At 40.7% G+C, this 20,156-nt stretch carries 18 protein-coding genes; 10 read left to right on the forward strand and 8 right to left on the reverse strand.

What is annotated here, in order from left to right:
- Nucleotides 1-132: 132 nt before the first annotated feature.
- Nucleotides 133-1,779: an electron transfer flavoprotein-ubiquinone oxidoreductase gene (locus tag I6E82_RS09475; RefSeq protein WP_197117699.1), complete on the reverse strand. Its 1,647-nt coding sequence runs from the start codon at nucleotides 1,777-1,779 to the stop codon at nucleotides 133-135.
- A gap of 221 nt (nucleotides 1,780-2,000) precedes the next feature.
- Here I6E82_RS09475 and I6E82_RS09480 point away from each other — a divergent pair, with 221 nt between their 5' ends.
- Together I6E82_RS09480 and I6E82_RS09485 are read left to right on the forward strand one after the other, a co-directional pair.
- Nucleotides 2,001-2,750, forward strand: coding sequence for an electron transfer flavoprotein subunit beta/FixA family protein (locus I6E82_RS09480; RefSeq protein WP_076924607.1), 750 nt, complete (start codon nucleotides 2,001-2,003; stop codon nucleotides 2,748-2,750).
- Entirely contained in the window at nucleotides 2,751-3,677 is a 927-nt protein-coding gene (locus I6E82_RS09485) for an electron transfer flavoprotein subunit alpha/FixB family protein (protein WP_197117701.1), read from the forward strand. It abuts the gene before it with no gap.
- 140 nt (nucleotides 3,678-3,817) lie between these two features.
- Here the strand turns inward: I6E82_RS09485 and asnS are convergent, their stop codons facing one another.
- Nucleotides 3,818-5,215 carry an asparagine--tRNA ligase gene (gene asnS / locus I6E82_RS09490; protein ID WP_010552735.1) on the reverse strand — a complete coding sequence of 466 codons (1,398 nt, stop codon included), beginning with the start codon at nucleotides 5,213-5,215 and terminating at the stop codon, nucleotides 3,818-3,820.
- A 297-nt stretch (nucleotides 5,216-5,512) separates the two neighbouring features.
- Here asnS and I6E82_RS09495 point away from each other — a divergent pair, with 297 nt between their 5' ends.
- A complete protein-coding gene (locus tag I6E82_RS09495) occupies nucleotides 5,513-5,947 on the forward strand; it encodes an ATP-binding protein (protein WP_007586798.1) in 435 nt (144 codons plus the stop codon).
- A gap of 88 nt (nucleotides 5,948-6,035) precedes the next feature.
- On the opposite strand, the gene I6E82_RS09500 is transcribed toward I6E82_RS09495, so the two are convergent.
- The 5 genes from I6E82_RS09500 to bioA form a co-directional block, all read right to left on the reverse strand.
- Nucleotides 6,036-7,052 carry an ABC transporter ATP-binding protein gene (locus I6E82_RS09500; RefSeq protein ID WP_197117703.1) on the reverse strand — a complete coding sequence of 339 codons (1,017 nt, stop codon included), beginning with the start codon at nucleotides 7,050-7,052 and terminating at the stop codon, nucleotides 6,036-6,038.
- 14 nt (nucleotides 7,053-7,066) lie between these two features.
- Nucleotides 7,067-8,566: an ABC transporter permease gene (locus tag I6E82_RS09505; protein ID WP_197112880.1), complete on the reverse strand. Its 1,500-nt coding sequence runs from the start codon at nucleotides 8,564-8,566 to the stop codon at nucleotides 7,067-7,069.
- Nucleotides 8,566-9,606, reverse strand: coding sequence for an extracellular solute-binding protein (locus I6E82_RS09510; protein ID WP_024593496.1), 1,041 nt, complete (start codon nucleotides 9,604-9,606; stop codon nucleotides 8,566-8,568). Before I6E82_RS09510 ends, I6E82_RS09505 begins: the two co-directional genes overlap by 1 nt.
- Entirely contained in the window at nucleotides 9,607-10,419 is an 813-nt protein-coding gene (locus I6E82_RS09515; protein ID WP_197117704.1) for a hypothetical protein, read from the reverse strand.
- A gap of 146 nt (nucleotides 10,420-10,565) precedes the next feature.
- Nucleotides 10,566-11,870, reverse strand: coding sequence for an adenosylmethionine--8-amino-7-oxononanoate transaminase (bioA, locus tag I6E82_RS09520; RefSeq protein ID WP_197117705.1), 1,305 nt, complete (start codon nucleotides 11,868-11,870; stop codon nucleotides 10,566-10,568).
- Nucleotides 11,871-11,964: 94 nt separating this feature from the next.
- Here bioA and bioB point away from each other — a divergent pair, with 94 nt between their 5' ends.
- The 7 genes from bioB to I6E82_RS09555 all read left to right on the forward strand — a co-directional run bounded on the left by bioB (nucleotide 11,965) and on the right by I6E82_RS09555 (nucleotide 19,321).
- The gene (gene bioB / locus I6E82_RS09525) at nucleotides 11,965-13,005 is read left to right on the forward strand and encodes a biotin synthase BioB (RefSeq protein WP_169043691.1); all 1,041 of its coding nucleotides are present in this window, start codon (nucleotides 11,965-11,967) and stop codon (nucleotides 13,003-13,005) included.
- Nucleotides 13,006-13,017: 12 nt separating this feature from the next.
- Nucleotides 13,018-14,175 (forward strand): aminotransferase class I/II-fold pyridoxal phosphate-dependent enzyme, encoded by a 1,158-nt coding sequence (locus tag I6E82_RS09530; RefSeq protein WP_197117706.1) that lies wholly within the window; start codon nucleotides 13,018-13,020, stop codon nucleotides 14,173-14,175.
- Nucleotides 14,172-15,047 carry a methyltransferase domain-containing protein gene (locus tag I6E82_RS09535; protein WP_197117707.1) on the forward strand — a complete coding sequence of 292 codons (876 nt, stop codon included), beginning with the start codon at nucleotides 14,172-14,174 and terminating at the stop codon, nucleotides 15,045-15,047. Before I6E82_RS09530 ends, I6E82_RS09535 begins: the two co-directional genes overlap by 4 nt.
- Nucleotides 15,048-15,075: 28 nt before the next feature.
- Nucleotides 15,076-15,759: a dethiobiotin synthase gene (bioD, locus tag I6E82_RS09540; RefSeq protein WP_197117708.1), complete on the forward strand. Its 684-nt coding sequence runs from the start codon at nucleotides 15,076-15,078 to the stop codon at nucleotides 15,757-15,759.
- 122 nt (nucleotides 15,760-15,881) lie between these two features.
- A complete protein-coding gene (locus tag I6E82_RS09545; RefSeq protein WP_197117709.1) occupies nucleotides 15,882-17,465 on the forward strand; it encodes an FAD-dependent oxidoreductase in 1,584 nt (527 codons plus the stop codon).
- 213 nt (nucleotides 17,466-17,678) lie between these two features.
- Nucleotides 17,679-18,542, forward strand: a complete 864-nt coding sequence (htpX, locus tag I6E82_RS09550; RefSeq protein WP_197117710.1) for a protease HtpX — start codon at nucleotides 17,679-17,681, stop codon at nucleotides 18,540-18,542.
- A 269-nt stretch (nucleotides 18,543-18,811) separates the two neighbouring features.
- On the forward strand, nucleotides 18,812-19,321 hold the full coding sequence (locus tag I6E82_RS09555) for a hypothetical protein (RefSeq protein ID WP_231616910.1): 510 nt from the start codon (nucleotides 18,812-18,814) through the stop codon (nucleotides 19,319-19,321).
- 63 nt (nucleotides 19,322-19,384) lie between these two features.
- Here the strand turns inward: I6E82_RS09555 and gloA are convergent, their stop codons facing one another.
- On the reverse strand, nucleotides 19,385-19,912 hold the full coding sequence (gene gloA, locus I6E82_RS09560) for a lactoylglutathione lyase (protein ID WP_197117711.1): 528 nt from the start codon (nucleotides 19,910-19,912) through the stop codon (nucleotides 19,385-19,387).
- Between the last annotated feature and the right edge of the window lie 244 nt (nucleotides 19,913-20,156).

Here is a 20,156-nt window from a genome sequence, read left to right on the forward strand (position 1 = left end):
AGATAACACTCTTATTATTAAAACTACTATTAGCATAACGTAAAAAAGGGGCCGAAGCCCCTGCAATTTAGGATATGTTTATAATTTATATGTAAAAAAAGTGACTATATGTGTATATAACGCATAATTTAGTTACATATTTGGGTAGTTTGGCCCACCAGCACCTTCTGGAGTTACCCAGGTAATGTTTTGGCTTGGGTCTTTAATATCGCAGGTTTTACAATGCACACAGTTTTGAGCGTTAATAACAAACTCTTTATTGCCTGCTATTTCTTGTACTTCGTAAACGCCTGCTGGGCAATAACGCTGTGCGGGTTCATCAAATTTAACTAGATTTACGTTAATAGGAATTGACGCATCTTTGAGTTTTAAATGACAAGGCTGTGATTCTTCGTGGTTAGTATTTGATAAAAACACACTTGAGAGTTTATCAAAGCTAAGCTGCCCATCTGGTTTTGGGTACGCTATTTTGTCAGCGGCGTTAGCATCAACAAGGGTTGAATGATCGGGCGTATTATCTTTAAACGTAAATGGTAAACCACCATTAAAAATGTTTTGATCAAGCGTGTTATACGCACCACCTATAAATTTACCTAATTTGTGCATAGCAGGGCCAAAGTTACGAGATTGATATAACTCTTTATATGCCCAAGATTGCTCAAACGCAGTTTGATAATGAGCTAAATCGGTATTTGCCAACTCATTTTGCAATGCTTCAAAAATAACCTCAGCGGCAATCATTCCTGATTTCATTGCGGTGTGATTACCTTTAATTTTTGCAAAATTAAGTGTGCCTGCATCGCACCCTACAAGTAAGCCACCTGCAAAATGCATTTTTGGTAATGAATGTAAACCGCCCTTAGCAATAGCACGCGCACCGTAAGCAATGCGTTCTGCGCCTTCAAGTACGTTTTTAAATACTGGATGGTGCTTCATTCGCTGAAACTCATCGAACGGGCTTAAATGTGGGTTTGAGTAATTTAAGTCAACAATTAAACCTACAACGACTTGGTTGTTTTCACTGTGATACATGAATGCACCACCATTAGTATCGCCGCTAAGTGGCCAACCTGTACCATGAACAACTTTGCCAAGCTCATGCTTACTTTCATCAATTTGCCAAATTTCTTTAAAGCCTAAACCGTAATGCTGCGGCGATGAATCTGCATCAAGTGCAAACTCATTAATTAGCTGCTTACCTAAATGACCTCGGCAGCCTTCTGCAAATATAGTGTATTTTGCACGAAGCTCCATGCCAGGCATGTAACCGTCTTTTTCATTACCGTCTTTGTCGACACCCATATCACCAGTAATAATGCCTTTTACTGCTTTATCTTCAATTATTAAAGAGTGTGCGCTAAATCCTGGAAAAATCTCTACGCCTAAGCTTTCAGCTTGCTCAGCAAGCCATCGACATACATTACCCATAGATACAATGTAGTTACCGTCATTATGAAATGTTTTTGGCGTAGCAAAGTGGGGGATTGATGTCGATTTTTGCTCGTTATTAAACCAATAAATTTCATCGTTAGTTACTTTGGTTGTAACCGGTGCGCCAAGCGCTTGCCAATTTGGTAGCAGTTCATCCAAAGCTTTGGTTTCAAAAACAGCGCCAGAGAGTACATGTGCACCCACTTCGGAACCTTTTTCGACTACGCAAATCATGCACTCTTGTTGTTTTTCTTGTGCTAATTGCGCGAGTTTAATTGCACTTGAAAGCCCCGCAGGGCCAGCGCCAACAATTACTACATCAAATTCCATGGTTTCACGTTCGACCATAATAACCTCTTTATCTATGACGGACTTATTCGAATGTTTACTACGCATTTAAATAAGGTGTACAGCCTATTTTTAACCTTGCAAATTAAACGTTACAGACTGTGAATAGTTAAAGGTTATTTTAGGTTGACGTTTACGTCAACAGGAAGTAGTCTAATTTCATAAAATAAATAAGTTGACGTGCACGTTACCTTGTAGGTTTAAATAATTATGGAGTTCCTATGAAAGTTCTCGTACCAATAAAAAGAGTGATTGATTACAACGTAAAAGCACGCGTTAAAAGTGATAACAGCGACGTTGATTTAACCAACGTTAAAATGGCAATGAACCCGTTTTGTGAAATTGCTATAGAAGAAGCAATACGCCTTAAAGAAGCCGGTACAGCCAGTGAAGTTGTTGCTGTTACTATTGGTCCAAAAGCATCGCAAGAGCAATTACGCACAGCATTAGCACTGGGTGCCGACAAAGCCATTCACATCGAAACCGATGAAAAGCTCGAGTCACTCCATATTGCAAAGCTACTCGCTAAAATTGTAGAGCAAGAATCTCCTGAACTTGTCATTTTGGGCAAACAGTCAATCGATTCAGATAATAACCAGACAGGTCAAATGCTAGCGGCTTTAACTAAACGTGGCCAAGGTACATTTGCATCCAAGGTTGTTATTGAAAATGGCAAAGTAAACGTGACCCGCGAAGTTGATGGGGGCCTGCAAACGGTAGCACTTAACTTACCGGCGGTTGTTACAACTGATTTACGCTTAAACGAGCCTCGTTACGCATCACTGCCAAATATTATGAAAGCCAAACGTAAGCCGCTTGAAGTAATAGCAGCTGATTCGCTTGGTGTTGATTTAACACCGCGTATTCAATTAATAAGTGTAGAAGAGCCAGCTAAACGTACCGCAGGAATTATTGTTGAAGACGTTGCACAGCTTGTAGAAAAATTAAAAACAGAGGCAAAGGTGATTTAAATGAAAACACTCGTAATTGCAGAGCACGACAACGGTGCCTTAAAACCAGAAACCTCAAAAACTATTAACGCTGCAGTAAAAATGGGTTTTCCTGTTGATGTACTTATTGCCGGTAACAGCCTAAGCGCAATGAGCTCACAAGTGGCCAGCATTGATGGCGTAGCTAATGTTTTAGTTGCCGATAATAGCGTTTATGAACATCAGTTAGCTGAGAGCATGACCGATTTAGTTTTATCGCTTAGCGACACCTACAGCCACATTGTTGCAAGTGCTACTACAACAGGTAAAAACTTTATGCCACGTGTTGCTGCGTTATTAGATGTTGCGCAAATTTCTGAAATTATCGCAGTAGTGGACGCCGATACATTTAAACGTCCAATTTATGCAGGTAATGCAATCGCAACGGTTAAATCACTCGACAGTAAAAAAGTAATTACCGTACGTGCCAGTAGCTTTGATTTACAAGGTGAGCAATCAGCTGCTGCTATAACAAGTATTGATACAGTGTCTGATTCGCAATTAAGTAGCTTTGTAAGTGTTGAACAAACAGAGTCTGAACGACCTGAACTTACGGCTGCCACTGTGGTTATATCGGGTGGTCGCGGTATGCAAAACGGTGAAAACTTTGCACTACTTAATGGTATTGCCGATAAACTCGGTGCTGCGATTGGTGCGTCGCGTGCAGCAGTTGACGCTGGCTTTGTACCTAACGACATGCAAGTAGGGCAAACAGGTAAAATTGTAGCGCCTAATTTATATATTGCAGTAGGTATTAGCGGTGCTATTCAGCATTTAGCCGGTATGAAAGACTCAAAAGTAATCGTCGCGATTAATAAAGACCCTGACGCACCTATTTTTCAAGTTGCAGATTACGGTTTAGTGGCTGACTTATTTGAAGTACTGCCACAGCTCGAAAGTGCTTTATAGCGCTTAATTAAGCAAAATTCATTCTGGTTGAAAGCCGTGGTGCTCTTTGAGTGCTGCGGCTTTTTTATTCGGTAAATTAAAGACACAAAAAAACCAGCCAATTGGCTGGTTTTTAGTATTTATAAACGACTTACTGAATATTAGTAAGTGGCGCTGCCTTTAGTACGTGGGAAGGCAATAACGTCACGTACGTTGCCCATACCTGTTACATAAGCAACTAAGCGTTCAAAGCCTAAACCAAAGCCTGAGTGCGGCACGCTACCGTATTTACGTAAATCGCGGTACCAGCTGTAATCTTCTTTGTTTAAGCCCATTTCTTCTAAGCGTGCATCAAGAACATCAAGGCGTTCTTCACGTTGTGAACCACCAATGATCTCACCAATACCTGGTGCTACAATGTCCATTGCGGCAACGGTCTTACCGTCTTCGTTTTGGCGCATGTAGAATGCTTTAATGTCACGTGGGTAGTTTTTAATAACTACCGGTGCTTTAAAGTGCTCTTCAGCTAAGTAGCGCTCATGCTCAGACTGTAAATCTACACCCCATTCAACAGCGTACTCAAACTTTTTACCACAGTTTTTAAGGATCTCTACTGCTTCAGTGTAATTTACCTGCGCGAAGTCTTTTTCTACAAATTCTTCTAAACGCGTAATTGCAGTTTTTTCTACACGTTGTGCAAAAAATTCCATGTCATCACGACGCTCTTCAAGTACGGCTTTAAACACATACTTAAGCATATTTTCAGCAAGTTTTGCGATGTCTTCTAAATCAGCAAATGCAACTTCTGGCTCTACCATCCAAAATTCTGCAAGGTGGCGAGATGTATTTGAATTCTCTGCACGGAATGTTGGGCCAAACGTGTAAATTTTTGACATTGCAGAAGCGTAAGTTTCGCCATTTAACTGGCCAGATACAGTAAGAAATGCTTCTTTACCGAAGAAATCTTCGCTGTAATCAACTTCGCCTTTGTCTGTAAGCGGTAAGTTTTGCATATCAAGCGTAGACACACGGAACATTTCGCCAGCGCCTTCACAGTCACTTGCCGTAATAATTGGCGTGCTGATCCAGTAAAAGCCTTGCTCGTGGTAAAAACGGTGAATAGCTTGTGCTAAACAGTTACGTACACGAGTTACCGCGCCAATCATATTTGTACGAGGGCGAAGGTGAGCGTGCTCACGTAAGTACTCAATGCTGTGGCGCTTTGCCGACATTGGGTATGAATCTGGGTTTTCTACCCAACCTAATACAGTCACTGTATTAGCTTGAATTTCGTAAGATTGACCCTGACCAGCAGATTGTACTAAAACACCAGTAACCGACACAGAACAACCGGCTGTTAAGCTAGTAACTTCATCATAATTATTCAGTGAATTAGGAACTACCGCTTGAATAGGATCAAAACACGAACCGTCATGAACGGCTAAAAATGAAATTCCTGCTTTTGAATCGCGGCGAGTACGGATCCAGCCCTTAATTGTTACTTGGCTGTCTACCGCAACATTGCCTTTTAATAGCTCTGAAATCGCTAAATGGCTCATCTTCACTCCAATGATATAAGTTGCCTAACTATTTTATTTTAACTGTGCGCAACACTCGGGCATAAATTGCACATAAACGGCGCTGCACTTGAACCCTGTATCTTACCTAGTAAAGTTGAATAAAAAAACTATTGTGGGCAACTCTTTAAAAGTTTTTATGCATGCGGTTTATTTTTAAACAGTTTTTAGAGTTTAATTGCTACTATTATGATTTGTTGCTCTTAAATTTAATGATTTTGTGGCATTATTAACAAACAAATCAAATTAATATTTATTCACACTTAAAAAATCGATGCTATGAAACAAGTTTTTATTTTACGAGGACTACCAGGAAGCGGTAAGTCTTACTACGCGCAAAGCCTTGCTGACGAATTAGGTGGAGTTGACGAAAGCCAATACCTAATCTGCTCAACTGATGATTACTTTATTAATGAGCAGGGCGAATATCATTTCGATAAATTTAAATTGTCGCAATTTCATAATTTAAATTTAGCGCGCTTTATAAATGCACTTGCTCAAGGTATGCCATTGGTGATTGTAGATAACACCAATATTAAAAAGTGGGAATTTATAGCTTACACTCAAGCTGCTGTTGCTTTAGGTTATCAAGTAAAAGAAGTAATAGTGGGTGAAGTGAAAGACAAATCAATGCAGCACTTATATGCTAAACGTAATTCGCATAATGTCCCGCTTAAAACCATAAGCAAAATGGCCTACATGTTTGAGTGGTAGTGCTTCGAATTTAGTTAGTAACATACATAGCAATACCTATTAAAAAGCCCATATATGGGCTTTTTGGTTTATGTAAGTAAAAAAGTAGTTAAGCTTCTTGTTTATAAACCGCTAGTGGGTGCGAGGTACTTAGTGATACATGCACTTCGTCGCCAGGGTTTACCACAACTTCATGGCTTACTCGGCTGGTTACAACAGTAGAGCACGCAAGTTTTACAGCGCACAAGCGGCTGCCACCTTCAAAACGTACCCAAATTACTTCGCCGTTATTGCCAACACTGCTTTGTACAAGTAACACATCGTCTGGTCGAAGTAGTACATCAACGTCGCCACTTTCACAGTCAACGCCATGAGCTGGCGCATTACCAATTGAGGTAGTGGCTTGTCCTTGGCTAAATTGGCCGCTAATAAAGCTAGCTTCACCTAAAAAACGTGCCACAAAGCGATTGTTTGGGGTACTAAAGCAGCGCTCGGGTGTATCGATTTGCTGAATTTTGCCGCCTTTAAGTACACCAACACGATCGCCAACTGAGAGTGCTTCTTCTTGGTCGTGTGTTACCCAAATCGCAGGCACGCCAGCGGCTTTAAGTGCGTTTCTAATATCCCAACGAAGCATGTCTTTAAGGGCGGCATCTAAGTTAGAAAGCGGTTCATCAAGCAAAACAAAGTCAGGTTGGTGGGCTAGGGTGCGCGCAAGTGCTACACGTTGCTTTTGTCCGCCAGAAAGTGTTGCTGGTTTTTTATCTCTAAAATCGCTCAGTCCAAGTAGGTTTATCCAATACTCAGCAGGGGCTGTATCTTTTAATCTAAAGCAAATGTTTTGCTGTACGGTTAAGTGCGGAAATAACGCAAAATCTTGAAACACCATACCTACACTGCGTTTTTCAGGAGGTAGTGTTAATTTGGGTGTAGCGCGCCATTTACCCGTGTTTATTTCGCCTTCGCTAATAGGTATAAGGCCAGCAAGGGCTTGTAAAATTGTACTTTTACCACAACCTGTTGGCCCTACAAGCATAAGGATTTCGTTTTCACCCAGCGATAAGTTTAAATCGCTTACTACGCGGTTACTGCCATAATCTATAGACAACTGACTTACAGATAGCATTGTTTCTTAAATCCTTAATGTTCAAACTGGTTGCGTTTTTCGCCAGACATCATAATAGCTAACCCGCAGGCAGATATCACTACTAACAATAATCCTGGAATAGCGGCGCGACCAAAATAGCCCGCTTCGTATACACGCCATAAATAGGTAGAAAGGGTTTCAAACCCTGTTGGGCCAAGTAATAGCGTGGCTTCGAGTTCGCGCATTGACTCTAAAAACACCAGTGCTGCACCGGCGATAATACCGCGCATAGTTAAAGGCAGTGTTATACGAGTAAATACTTCACGTGGGCTTGCCCCTAATACGCGCGCAGACTTTACTAAGCTTGGATCTAAGTGTTCGGTGCTTGTTCTAACAGAGCCTACAGCAAGTGGTAAAAATCGCAGCATATAAGCAATAATAAGCAATCCCAGTGTTTGGTATAAAAACGGTAACTGCAAACCACCGTAAACAAGCGCTGTGCCCATTACTATACCCGGAATACCAAAACCAAAGTAAGTAACACGTTCCATTATACGACCCGCTTTTCCACTCAGTGCGGCATGTGCAACGGGGATCGCAACGATAACGGCTACAATTGCCGCAATACCCGATGCATACGTAGAGTTCCACGCAATATTAAAATCAAATGAGCTAAAACCATCACGAGCTAACCAAAGCGAAAATATAGCCAAAGGCAAGCCAATAGCGAGTAGCAAAACAGGTGCAAACGTAACAAACATTGCACTTAACTGTAGTTTGCTTGGGAATAAAATTAACGGGCGACCTTGGCGCTCAGGGGCTGTTTTTATTTGTGATTCAACTAAAAGTAAAAAGCCAACAATAACCATCAGTTGAAGCGAAAGCATAGCTGCGCGCCCTAACGCAAAAGCGTTGTATTCAACGTAAATTACGCGGGTAAACGTATCTAAGCGCATCATTGCGGGCGTGCCAAAGTCTGATAACGTATAAAGGGCGACTAACAATGAGCCTGCTGCAATACCGTTAACTACGCGCGGTAATATAACTTTAAATATACTTTGCGTCATCGACATACCTAGCGTTCGTGCAGCGTTAACCATGCTCGCGTCAAGGCTCAGTAGGGATGAGCGAGTCGTCATCATTACAAACGGGAAAGTATAAAGTGTCATTACAATGGCGGCACCTGTTAGGCCATACATTGATGGTGTTTCTATTCCTGTTAAGGTGTTTATTTCGCCACCGGGGCCAAAAGCAGCATAAAGTGTAAACGCGCCAATATAACTGGGGATTGCCAGCGGCGCCGCAAATACAACTAGCCAGAGTTTTTTAAATGGCAAATGCACATACGCGCTAATAAACGCCAGTGGCACACCAATTAAAATAGATCCGAGTACCGTCAAACCCATTAACGATAACGTGTTGCCTAAAATTTGAAGATTGTGGGTGTCAAATACTGAGCTTGCATCGCTTGCAAGCACTATTAATACATAAACAGGGGTAAGCGCAACAAGCGCTGCAAGCAGCGCCATTGGATAAGAGGCAGGTATTCTCATTACAATACGCCGCTGCTACGCATCAAATCTATAGTAGGGCGTAAATCAGCAAGCTGTGTTAAATCTACTTTAGGTGGAGAAATATTAGCAAGTGACGGTAGACCCTCAGGTTGGGTAATACCATTTACTAACGGAATTTCGTACGCTTCACTGGCTAAGTAACCTTGTACTTCTTTACTAAGTAAGTAACGCATAAAGTTAGTAGCAAGCGGATCGTCGTTAAGCGCTAATACACCCGATGCATTAACTAAACAGCCCGCATCATTTTGTGTAAATGCTAAATCAAGCTTAGCATTAGGCTTGCCTGATTTTAAACGCAATGTGTAATAATGATTAGCAAAACCAATATCAACTTCACCGCGTTCAACGCCCATAACAACACCTAATTCACCAGCGTATGTTTTAGCACGTTTTTTAATCTTTTTAAGCCACTTAGCAGTTTTGTCGTCGCCTTCTAAAATTCGCATTGCGGTTACAAACGATTGAAAAGAAGCGTAGGCGGGCGCCCAACCAATACTTAAATCGCTGTCGGCAATTTCCATAATACTTGTTGGAATTTGATCTTTGGTCAAACGCGACGTGTTATATGGCAATGTACGAATACGGCCAGTTACTGGAGCCCACTCTTTATATCTAAACTGTGGTTGTAACTGAGCAGATAAATCACCTGGGATAGGTTGTGCAAGGCCTGCATCGGTTACTAAACCAATCGCGCCTGAATCAACTGCCCAAAACAAATCAGCGCGGCGAACGCCGGCTTTAGCTTCTGCAACAATCGTATTTGCTAAAGCAGCAGTAGGACCTCGGCGTATACCGAGTTTAAAGTCTGGATTTTTTTTCTGGATTGCTTGCAATACGTTTTCATACAAACCACCTTCGCCTCGGCCTAAATAAAGGGTTAACTCGCCTTTAAGCTTTGGTAAATCATCAACAGAAACTGGGTTTGCTATATCAGCGGCTAGCGCACGAGAAAGAGGTAGTGGCAATGAGCCAACCACCCCTAACGCAGCTAGGCCTTGAATAAAGGTCCTACGCTTCACTTAAAATACATCCTTACGGGCTTTTTCGGCTTTTTCTATTAAAACCTTAGCGCGGTCTAATTTTGTTTGCATATCACTGATCACATCGCGTACTTCATCGACGCTTTTGCTGTTTTTAATTGCTAGTGGCAGTGTTACGTTAAAGTCTTTTTCCAGCACTTCAACTAGGTTAGCGTCTTGCTCAATAAGTGTACCTTCAACGCCTTCAAACAGGTGTAGATAAGTATCGTGAACAATTTCAGTTGCTTCGTCTTGTAAACGCTCAGCAAATTTAGCTACTACACGGTCTAATTTGTGCTTAATTTCATCAATTGTGGCACTTTGTGTCATTTCTTTTGTAGCGGTTGCTTTTACAGTGTCTAACAAGCCTTTTTGCTGGAATTTTGCAGCAAGCTTAACAGCCCCAAGGCCTTGCCACAAGGCTATGTTCATCGCTTTTTTTTGTTTACGAACTTCCTCAGCAGGCTGTTTATTATCAATGGCCATTTTTACGCCATAAAGACCCTGCCAAATAGAAGCGTATACCGGTACAAAGTTAGTTTCTATTGCGCTGTGAAACTTAACTGATTCCCAATATTCAATTAAATCATCAGTTTTTACTGCTTTTGCGCCTTTAGTGTCGTAGTCGCTTACCATGGTATCAACTTTGCCTACCATCCATTCTACTTCTTCTGCGTAACTTTTAAGGTTAGCTTGAAGATGATTAACATGCTCGCCAATAGGGCCGTTAGCTAATACTGGTTGAGCCATAAACGCCGAGGCTAGTAAAAGGCTTGCACCTAAGGTTTTTGCTGGTTTAAATAATAAATTCATAGCAGAAAAGTCCAAAAAGAGTAATTGTAAATGATAGCCATTATCATATAGCTTATGGTTAGCGAGATCAATAACCACAAACTCGCTTAATAGATAAAAACACTAAATGTAGCGGTAGGTTACAGTAAATAGCGCTATAACTTGTATTAGGAAGCGTAATGCTTGCCTTTAATGGCATTATAAATGGCATCACACAGTGTTTTTATACTGGTGTTATCACTTATATACGGTGGCATAAGGTAAATTAGTTTACCGAATGGGCGTATCCATACGCCTTGCTCTACAAAATAAGCCTGAATTTTAGCAACATCAACATTGCCAGCAGCCTCGTTTAGTTCAACAACGCCTATTGCACCTAAGGTACGCACATTAGCAACCTCATTTAGTTCACTGCATTTATTAAGTTGTTGTAGTTGGGTATTTATTTGCTTTATTCGTTGTTGCCAGTTTTGCTCAAGTAATAAATCAATACTTGCGCAGGCCGCAGCACAGGCAAGCGGATTACCCATAAAAGTAGGGCCGTGCATTAAAACACCTGCTTCACCTTCGCTTATGCCAATGGCTATTTTATCGTTAGTGATAGTGGCCGATAGCGTCATTGAGCCGCCAGTTAATGCTTTACCAATACACATTATATCGGGCTCTATATTGGCGTGCTCTACAGCAAATAATTTACCTGTACGGCCAAAGCCGGTGGCTATTTCGTCGCAAATTAGCAGTACATTATATTGGGTGCACAATTTACGAACGCAGGCTAAATAATCGGGGTGATAAAAGTTCATCCCACCCGCGTTTTGTACAATAGGCTCAATGATAAAGGCGGCTACTTGGCTGTGGTTTGCTTTAAAGTATTCTTCAAGCTCTTGTGCTTCTGCCTGGTTAAACTCGCCCCCAAATTGACTAACCGGTGCAGGTACAAAAACGTGTTCAGGTAAAAAGCCTGAATATAAACTATGCATTGAGTTAACGGGGTCGCATACGCTCATGGCTGCAAAGGTGTCGCCATGGTAGCCTTTGTAAGGCGTCATTAATTTTTGTTTTGTTGTAATGCCTTGGCTTAACCAATACTGCAGCGCCATTTTTATTGCTACTTCAACACTTACCGAACCGCTGTCGGCTAAAAACACTTTAGTTAAACTAGGCGGCGTTATATTTACTATTTTTTTGCACAGCTCTACCGCGCTGTTATGCGTAATGCCGCCAAACATAATGTGGCTCATATTATTAATTTGCTCAATCATGGCGTTATTTATAACAGGGTGGTTATAGCCATGTATTGCGCTCCACCACGAGGCCATGCCATCGATTAATTGCTCGCCAGTTTCGAGGTGAATAATATTGTGATTTGCATGTGTAACGGGGTATACCGGAATTGGCTTGGTCATAGATGTATATGGATGCCAAATGTGCTCACGATCAAAATCAAGGTCAATCGCATTCTTTTTAATCATATGTAAACTTTAACTTGGTTGAGTTCGTTGACAATGGTACTTCAACTCGTAGACTAAGCCAATATCACCGCTGAGAAAAAAATAAGAGAGTATTATGGAACTTGCACCTGTTCGTCACAATTGGACCCACGATGAGGTTAAAGCATTATTTGAAATGCCATTTAACGATTTACTTTTTAAAGCCGCCTCGGTTCACCGTGCTAACTTCAACCCAAATGAAGTGCAAATTTCTACGTTGTTATCAATTAAAACAGGCGCTTGCCCAGAAGACTGTAAGTACTGCCCGCAGTCGGGGCATTACCGAACAGATTTAGAACGCGAACGCTTAATAGAAGTAGAAAAAGTAGTAGAGCAAGCACGCCTTGCAAAACAAAAAGGCGCGACGCGTTTTTGTATGGGCGCAGCATGGTCAGATCCAAAAGACAGAGACATGCCATACATTTCGCAAATGGTTAAAGAAGTAAAAGAGCTAGGGTTAGAAACCTGTATGACGCTAGGTAAACTCACTAACGAAAAAGCACATGAGCTTAGAGACGCAGGGCTTGATTACTACAATCATAATCTCGACACGTCACCTGAGTATTACGAGCAAATTATATCAACCCGTACTTTTCAAGATAGATTAAATACCATTGATCACGTACGCGATGCCGGTATGAAAGTATGCTCAGGCGGAATAGTGGGTATGGGCGAGCAAGCAAGCGACCGTTATGGGTTACTTATGCAGCTAGCTAATTTGCCACAACAGCCAGAAAGCGTGCCTATTAATATGTTAGTTAAAGTTAAAGGCACACCGCTTGAAAACGCAGACGATTTAGATCACTTTGAATTTGTACGTACCATAGCAACAGCGCGTATTATGATGCCACACAGTTATGTACGTTTATCGGCAGGGCGTAATGCTATGAACGAGCAAATGCAATCTATGTGCTTTTTTGCAGGCGCTAACTCTATATTTTATGGTGATAAACTACTTACCACCGAAAACCCAGACGCTGATGCCGATATGAACCTAATAAAAAAACTAGGGATGAACCCCGAAAAGCGTCACGACTATTCAGATGAAGCCGTAGAAGCCTCGCTTTCATCGCAAGTAGCAGACAAAGCAACCTCTGAATTGTTTTACGAAGCGTAGGCTTTTATATCTATGCCTTTTGATTTTATAAACACGCATCTTGAGGCTCGCCTGCAAGATGCACTGCTTCGTAAACGCAATGTAGTAGAGCACGCTACAGCGCGCACCATAACGGTTAATAATAAAACCTACCTTAACTTTGCCAGTAACGACTACTTAGGTTTTGGAGATGAGGCTGTGAACCTTAATGACTCCTACGCATTAGGCAGTCACAGCTCAGCATTGGTTACCGGTTATCAGGCGCAGCAAAAAGCGCTTGAGCAATACTTATGCGAGCAATTTGGTTATGGCGCAGGCATGTTGTTTAACTCAGGGTTTAGTGCAAATAGCAGCGTAATTAAAGCGTTGTTTCAAGATAAAGCTGCTGCACAAAACAGTGCTATTTTTCAAGATAAGTTAAATCATGCAAGTCTGATTGACGGTGCTATGCACTCTAACGCTGCATTAGTGCGTTTTAATCACAACGACCTAAACCACCTACGTTCACGGCTCGAAAAATCAAAAGCGCAAAACAAGCTTATTATAAGTGAAGGCGTGTTTTCGATGGATGGCGATACCGCACCTCTTAAAGAATTACTCGCACTTGCAAAACAGCACAACGCATGGCTAATGATTGACGACGCACACGGCTTTGGTGCATTAGGTAAAACCGGTTTAGGCAGTTGCGAAGCATTGCTAGATCAGGGGATAGTACTACCCGAGGTACTGGTTATTACCTTTGGCAAAGCCGTTGCCAGTAGTGGCGCGTGTGTATTGGGCTGCGAGCAGTTTATTGATTACATGCTGCAGTTTAATCGCGATTATACCTATTCAACTGCTATGTCGCCGCTTATGGCAAGCCACACACTTGCGCGTATTAAAAGCATAAAAACAGCTGATGATAAACGCGATAAGCTAAATGCCAATATTGCATTATTTAAGCAACTCGCTAAAAGCCATAATATTGCTGTAATGGAGTCAAACACAGCCATACAACCCATTGTATTAGGCTGCGCTGAGCAAACATTGCAAGCGGCAGATAAACTTAAGCAACAGGGTATTTGGCTTACCGCAATTAGGCCGCCGACGGTTGCGCATAACACCTCACGTTTGCGCATTACTTTAACCGCCGCACATACCGAGCAAGACATAACGCACTTAGTTAAGCACTTAGTAGGTGCAATAGCATGACTGCTCAGCCAGTATTAAAAACAGGCTTAATGAAAACATGTAAAGTAAAACCGTGCCTAGTGAGTAACGAGTTAAATAAAGAGTTAACTAGCGAATTGGATAAAGAGCTAAGCAAGGAGCTTAAAAAGTCCACCCAAAGTAAGTTTTCAAAGGCGGCGGCGAGTTATAACACTCATGCAAATGTACAAAAACACGCAGCGACCGATCTATTTAAACTTATAAAACTAGGCTTTAATAAAAATAAAGTATGTGTTGATTTAGGTGCAGGTCCGCTTGTTAATACACACACATTACAAAGCATGTTTTCTAGCGTTGTGGCAATCGATTTGAGTTTAAATATGCTGCAAAGTAGTGATTTAACCGCACCAAAAATATGCGCCGATATGGATAACTTACCGCTGCAAGCAAACAGTGTTGATGTTATTTACAGTAACTTTGCAGTGCAGTGGTCTGCTAATTTTTCGGCTTTAATGCAATCACTTTACAGCATATTAAAACCAGGCGGGCAGGCGTACATAAGCACTGTGGTAGAGGGCTCACTTAACGAAATAAAAACAGCGTTTGCCGCGCTTGATTCAAACAGCCACATAAATACTTTTAATAGTGAATTGCATATAAACCAATCAGTCCAAAATGCAGGGTTTATTATTAACAGTGCTAAAAAATGTATTTATACCGATGAATACACAACACCTTTAAAAGCGATTGCTTCAATTAAAGCTATAGGGGCAACTATGCAAACTCATACTAATACACGCCAAGGGTTACTTACCAAATCTGCGCTACAAAAAGTGTGCAGTGCGTATCCGCTTATAAATAACAAAGCATGTGTGTCTTATCATGTTGTGCTGTTATCATTAGAAAAACACTAAATAAGCCCAAAGACATTAAAGGCAACGCATGAAAGAATTTTTTATAACAGGCACCGACACCGATGCCGGAAAAACCCACGTTACCAGTTTGCTATTAAAGTTACTTGCCCAACATAAAAAACAAGCCATTGGCTTTAAGCCCCTTGCTGCTGGCTGCGAAATGGCGTTTGAACAGCTAGTAAATGCTGATGCCCTCATACTAATGGAAAGCGCAACAGTAAGCGCTAAATACGACGTAGTAAATCCGTTTGCGTTTGCACCCCCTATTGCGCCGCATATAGCTGCTGATCAAGTTGGAGTAAGTATAACTGTCGATAAACTAAGTGACGCTTATAAAAACGTAAAACAACAGGGTGCTAATTACATACTTACCGAAGGCGCGGGTGGATGGGCACTACCTATTAACAATACGGAGTATTTATACGATTGGGTAAAGGCTGAGCAGCTACCAGTAATACTCGTTGTTGGTATGAAGCTAGGTTGTTTAAATCATGCATTACTAACCGCTGCGCATATGCAAAGCATGGGTATAAACTGCGTTGGCTGGATTGCAAACCAAGTAGATAAAAATATGGACGAGTACCAAGCAAACCTTGATTCACTAAAAGCACGTTTACCGTTTCCAATACTTGCCATAAGCCCTTACAGCGAGCAAACGCCTAAGTTACAAATATACAAAAGCTTGCTTAGTGCGTTATCTATAAACACTTAAGCGGTTTTAGAAAGATTTACTTTTTTAGGTAAATATTGAAATAGTCAGCCTTAGTACACATATAAACATTTATAAATACAAAGCTTGCTCAAAAACAATGTTACTAAGGACATAACGACTATATGACGCACCCATTTATTGAAAGCTACGCCCCAAATTCGCACGTAAGTGCAGAGCCAAAAGCACTAAACAAGGGTTTACCTAAAAAACGCGTAGGCATAATAGGTGGGGGCACTGCGGGCTCAACAATAGCCATCAGGCTTGCTGCGTTAGGGTTAGAAACTTACGTATTTGAAAAGAAAAAGTCGTTAATTGATGGCCCTCCAATGTGCCATTTGCACGCAGGTGGCAATTTATATCGCGAAATACCCGACGAAGACTGCATAGATTTACTCAAGCAATGTATAGATATTGCTCGCCTTTATCCTCACACCATCGATGTTCGCCCCACAGTATTTGCAGTGCCTAAACGAGATGACGACTCACCAGAGGACTTATTTCCGCGTTTAAATAAATTAGTAAAATCCTACAGCGAGCTTGTTGAACAAGACAGCGCTAATAAAGTATTAGGCGAGCCAGAGCATTATTATCAGTTATATAGTTATGAGCAAATGCTAAAGCTTGCTAAACAAAAACAAGTAGCCAAGCCCACGTCGTTAGATGAGTGGATGATACCCGTTGCTAAGCATTTAACTTTAGATAAGCTAAAGTTTCCGCTTATTGTTGCACAAGAATATGGTTGGAATATATTTCGTTTATCGGCCAGTGCACAACTCGCCCTTGCACAGTACAAACACGCTCACGTTTTAACAAGCACCAGTGTTAAAAGTGTATCGCCAGTTATAAATACCAATAATGATAAGCAAACACTTAAGTGGCGCATTGAATACCAATCAGATCCAAGCCTTGATGAACAACCTGATACTCAAACCGATACACAAGCCGATACACAAACCATTGAGGTAGATTACCTAATTAATGCGTGTGGTTTTCAAACCGGTATTATTGATGACTTGGTTGGCGTAGATGTTAAACGTATGGTTGAATTTAAAGCCTCTTACATCACTCATTGGCAAGGTGCTGGTGGGCAAATACCCGAAATAATTATTTATGGTAACCGTGGTACGCCAGAAGGTATGGCGCAGCTGACGCCTTACCCTAATGGTTACTTTCAAATACATGGCATGACTAACAACATTACATTGTTTAATGATGGCTTAGCTGATGCAACACTAATGAGCGCACAACCTAAACTCCCCGATAAATATCTGCATTATATTAAAGATGGCTGGGATAAAGCAGCGTTGCAAACACGCACCCAAACAGCAATTGATTATGTAGCCGAGTTTGTACCTGCGTTTAAAACTGCTAATACACAAAATAATGCCTTGTTTGGCGGGCAACAAATCCCAGGTGATGACGACACTTTGCGCGTAGCCGATGTAAGTTTATATTCGCATATTAGTTATGCGCGGGCCGAAAATGTTAAAGCATCGTCAACGTTAATAGCTGCAGATCAAATAGTGTCTGAGTTTATAAAATTAGGAATAATAAGTAGCGATCCTGCTGTAAACCATCACCGCAGTTCCCACCAATGGTCGTACCTTAAACACAATAGCTGCGAAAATATTGGTGAAGTTGCGCGCATATTGGCAGGTGAACGTGGTTTTCCAATTGATATGGCAGAGCTAAATAACAGCTTGTAATAAACTGATTTATAAAGAAACTTCAGTCTTAAATTTGCTATAAAACGCCTCTCAAAAAAATTATCAATAAACACATAAATAACACTTGTGTTATGACATAGTTTGTCACAAAATAGCGCTAACGTTATGACATAGTGTGTCATAACGTAGTGATTGCTTTAACCTAATTTATTTTAAGCGTTCGGTGATCAATATTAATTTTGTGAGGACAATATGAAACGTGTATTTTTGTTTTTATTAACTAACCTAGCGGTTATGTTGGTATTAGGTGTAGTGCTTTCAATAATAATGAGTGCGCTGGGTTTAAGCCATCGTAGCCTTGGCGGAATTTTACTTATAGCCACTGTGTTTGGTTTTGGTGGATCGTTTATTTCGTTATTTATGTCGAAATGGATTGCTAAAAAATCAACCGGCGCGCATGTAATTACACAGCCCCGAAACGAAACCGAACGCTGGCTTGTACAAACGGTATCTGCGCAAGCACAAAAAGCAGGTATTAAAATGCCAGAAGTGGCTATTTACGACAGCCCAGAAATGAACGCATTTGCAACCGGCCCAAGTAAAAACAACTCGTTAGTGGCAGTAAGCACAGGCTTAATGCACAACATGACCAAAGATCAAGCCGAAGCCGTACTTGCCCACGAAGTATCGCACGTGGCTAACGGCGACATGGTAACGCTTACCCTAATACAAGGCGTGGTAAACACCTTTGTAATATTTGCTGCAAAAGTATTGGCAGGCATAGTAGATAACTTTATTAATAGCGATGAAGAAGAGGGTGGCAGTAGCTGGACATACTTCTTATTCGATATGTTATTCCAAGTATTATTTGGTGTGCTAGCAAGCATAGTAGTGGCAAGTTACAGCCGTAAACGTGAATTTGCAGCCGACAGCGGCGCGGCTAAATTGGTAGGTGCCGATAAAATGCGATCAGCCCTTGAGCGTTTAAAGCAAAACCATCCTTCGCAATTAGAAGGTTCAATGATGGCCTTTGGTATTGCAAGTGGGAAAGGCGTTGCTGAGTTGTTTTCGTCGCACCCACCGCTTGATGCTCGAATCGACGCACTTCGTAAGTAATTATGTAAATTAGTTAATATACTAAGCCAGCTTAATCGCTGGCTTTTTTATGTTTACGCAAAATGCTAAAAACAACAGCACTGTTTGTATATACAGTTGTTTTTAATGCCAGCTAAAATCGCTACTTATTTAGGCTATATGTGTTTACGGAGTTACTATGTATGAGTAAACTAAAATACCTTAAAGCCAGCAATACTACTGGTTTTAATACTTAACATTTAATACTTAACATTTAATACTTAACAAGGATGCTTATTGTAGTGGAAAAGATGCAGCAAACTAAAGAATGCATTATGTGTTTTAGCGCTATAGATTCACGCGCTAAAAAATGCCCGCAATGCACCTCACTTCAAGCTAAATATTCTAATTTAGAAAACAATCCCATTATTATTGGTGCATTGGCCTTAATTATTGTTGGTATTTTTGGGTTTGTTTTTTATCAAAATATATATGTAGCAGGGCTTGAAGAACAAGCACAAAAAAACCTAACTGCTAATGTAAACCAAATTAGCACTAAAAATGAAACCGATGGTTTGTATGTTGCCTGTATAGGGAAAATAAAAAATGAATCAGATTTTTCGTTTAAAAATATAAAGTTTAAGGTCGATTTTTTAACAGATCAAAACACTCTAGTCGATACGCTATCAATAACCGACGAAGACCTAATTATACTACCTAATGATTCAACAAACTTTAGAGTAAGAGGTATTGCGCAAATACAAGCGGCTAGTTATAACAATTGCCAAGTAACAATAACCGATGCTTGGGCCTATAAATAAAATGAATTTTTACGATTAAAAAAACCAGCTAAAAAGCTGGTTTTTAATATAAATAAATCGTTATTACTGAGAAAGGATAATCTCGGTAATTCCCTCAGCAGAGAGTATTTCAATCCAGTAGCCGTCAGGATCTTTAATAAAGGCTAAGCCTTTCATTGAGCCATCATCTGGTTTTTTTACAAACTCTACATCGTATTTTGCAAAGCGCTCACTGGCCGCGTAAACATCCGGCACGCTAATACCAATATGGCCAAAGCCTTTAGGTTCTTGATTACCGCTGTGGTAGCCCTCAAAACTGTCATCGTTTTCAGTGCCCCAATTATGGGTTAACTCAATTAACGCAGGGCGACGAAACACCCATTCAGCTTTTGCCTTATCATCGCCTTCTGGCAACTCTTGTTCGTAGCCTAAAAAGTAAAGCGTAAACTTCATACCAGGAAAGTCATACTTACCTAAAAGCTTCATACCTAATACATTTTCATAAAATTCTAAAGACGGCTTTGGATCTTTAATACGCAACATAGTTTGCTGCATCACATAGCCTTGCGTGGCTTGTTCAATTTGCTCTGGAGATTCGTTATAGCTAGACATGGTGATCCTTACTGAAAATAATAAAGCGAAAGCATAGATATAGTACTTAACTTATCATAATCAACCGTATTATAAATTTAAACCACTGCTTTACTTATTAACCATTAATAGTGGAATTGACTGTCAAAACGGAGCTTTATAAATAGCACGTGTTATTTTCTAAGCCATTTTCCTAGGTTGATTAGGAATATGGATGATTTTTTACTTTCATAATTGCTAATAAACTATTGAAAACTGGGACGTT

Source organism: Pseudoalteromonas sp. NZS11 (assembly GCF_015864765.1).
In the GTDB taxonomy this organism is placed as follows: domain Bacteria; phylum Pseudomonadota; class Gammaproteobacteria; order Enterobacterales; family Alteromonadaceae; genus Pseudoalteromonas; species Pseudoalteromonas arctica.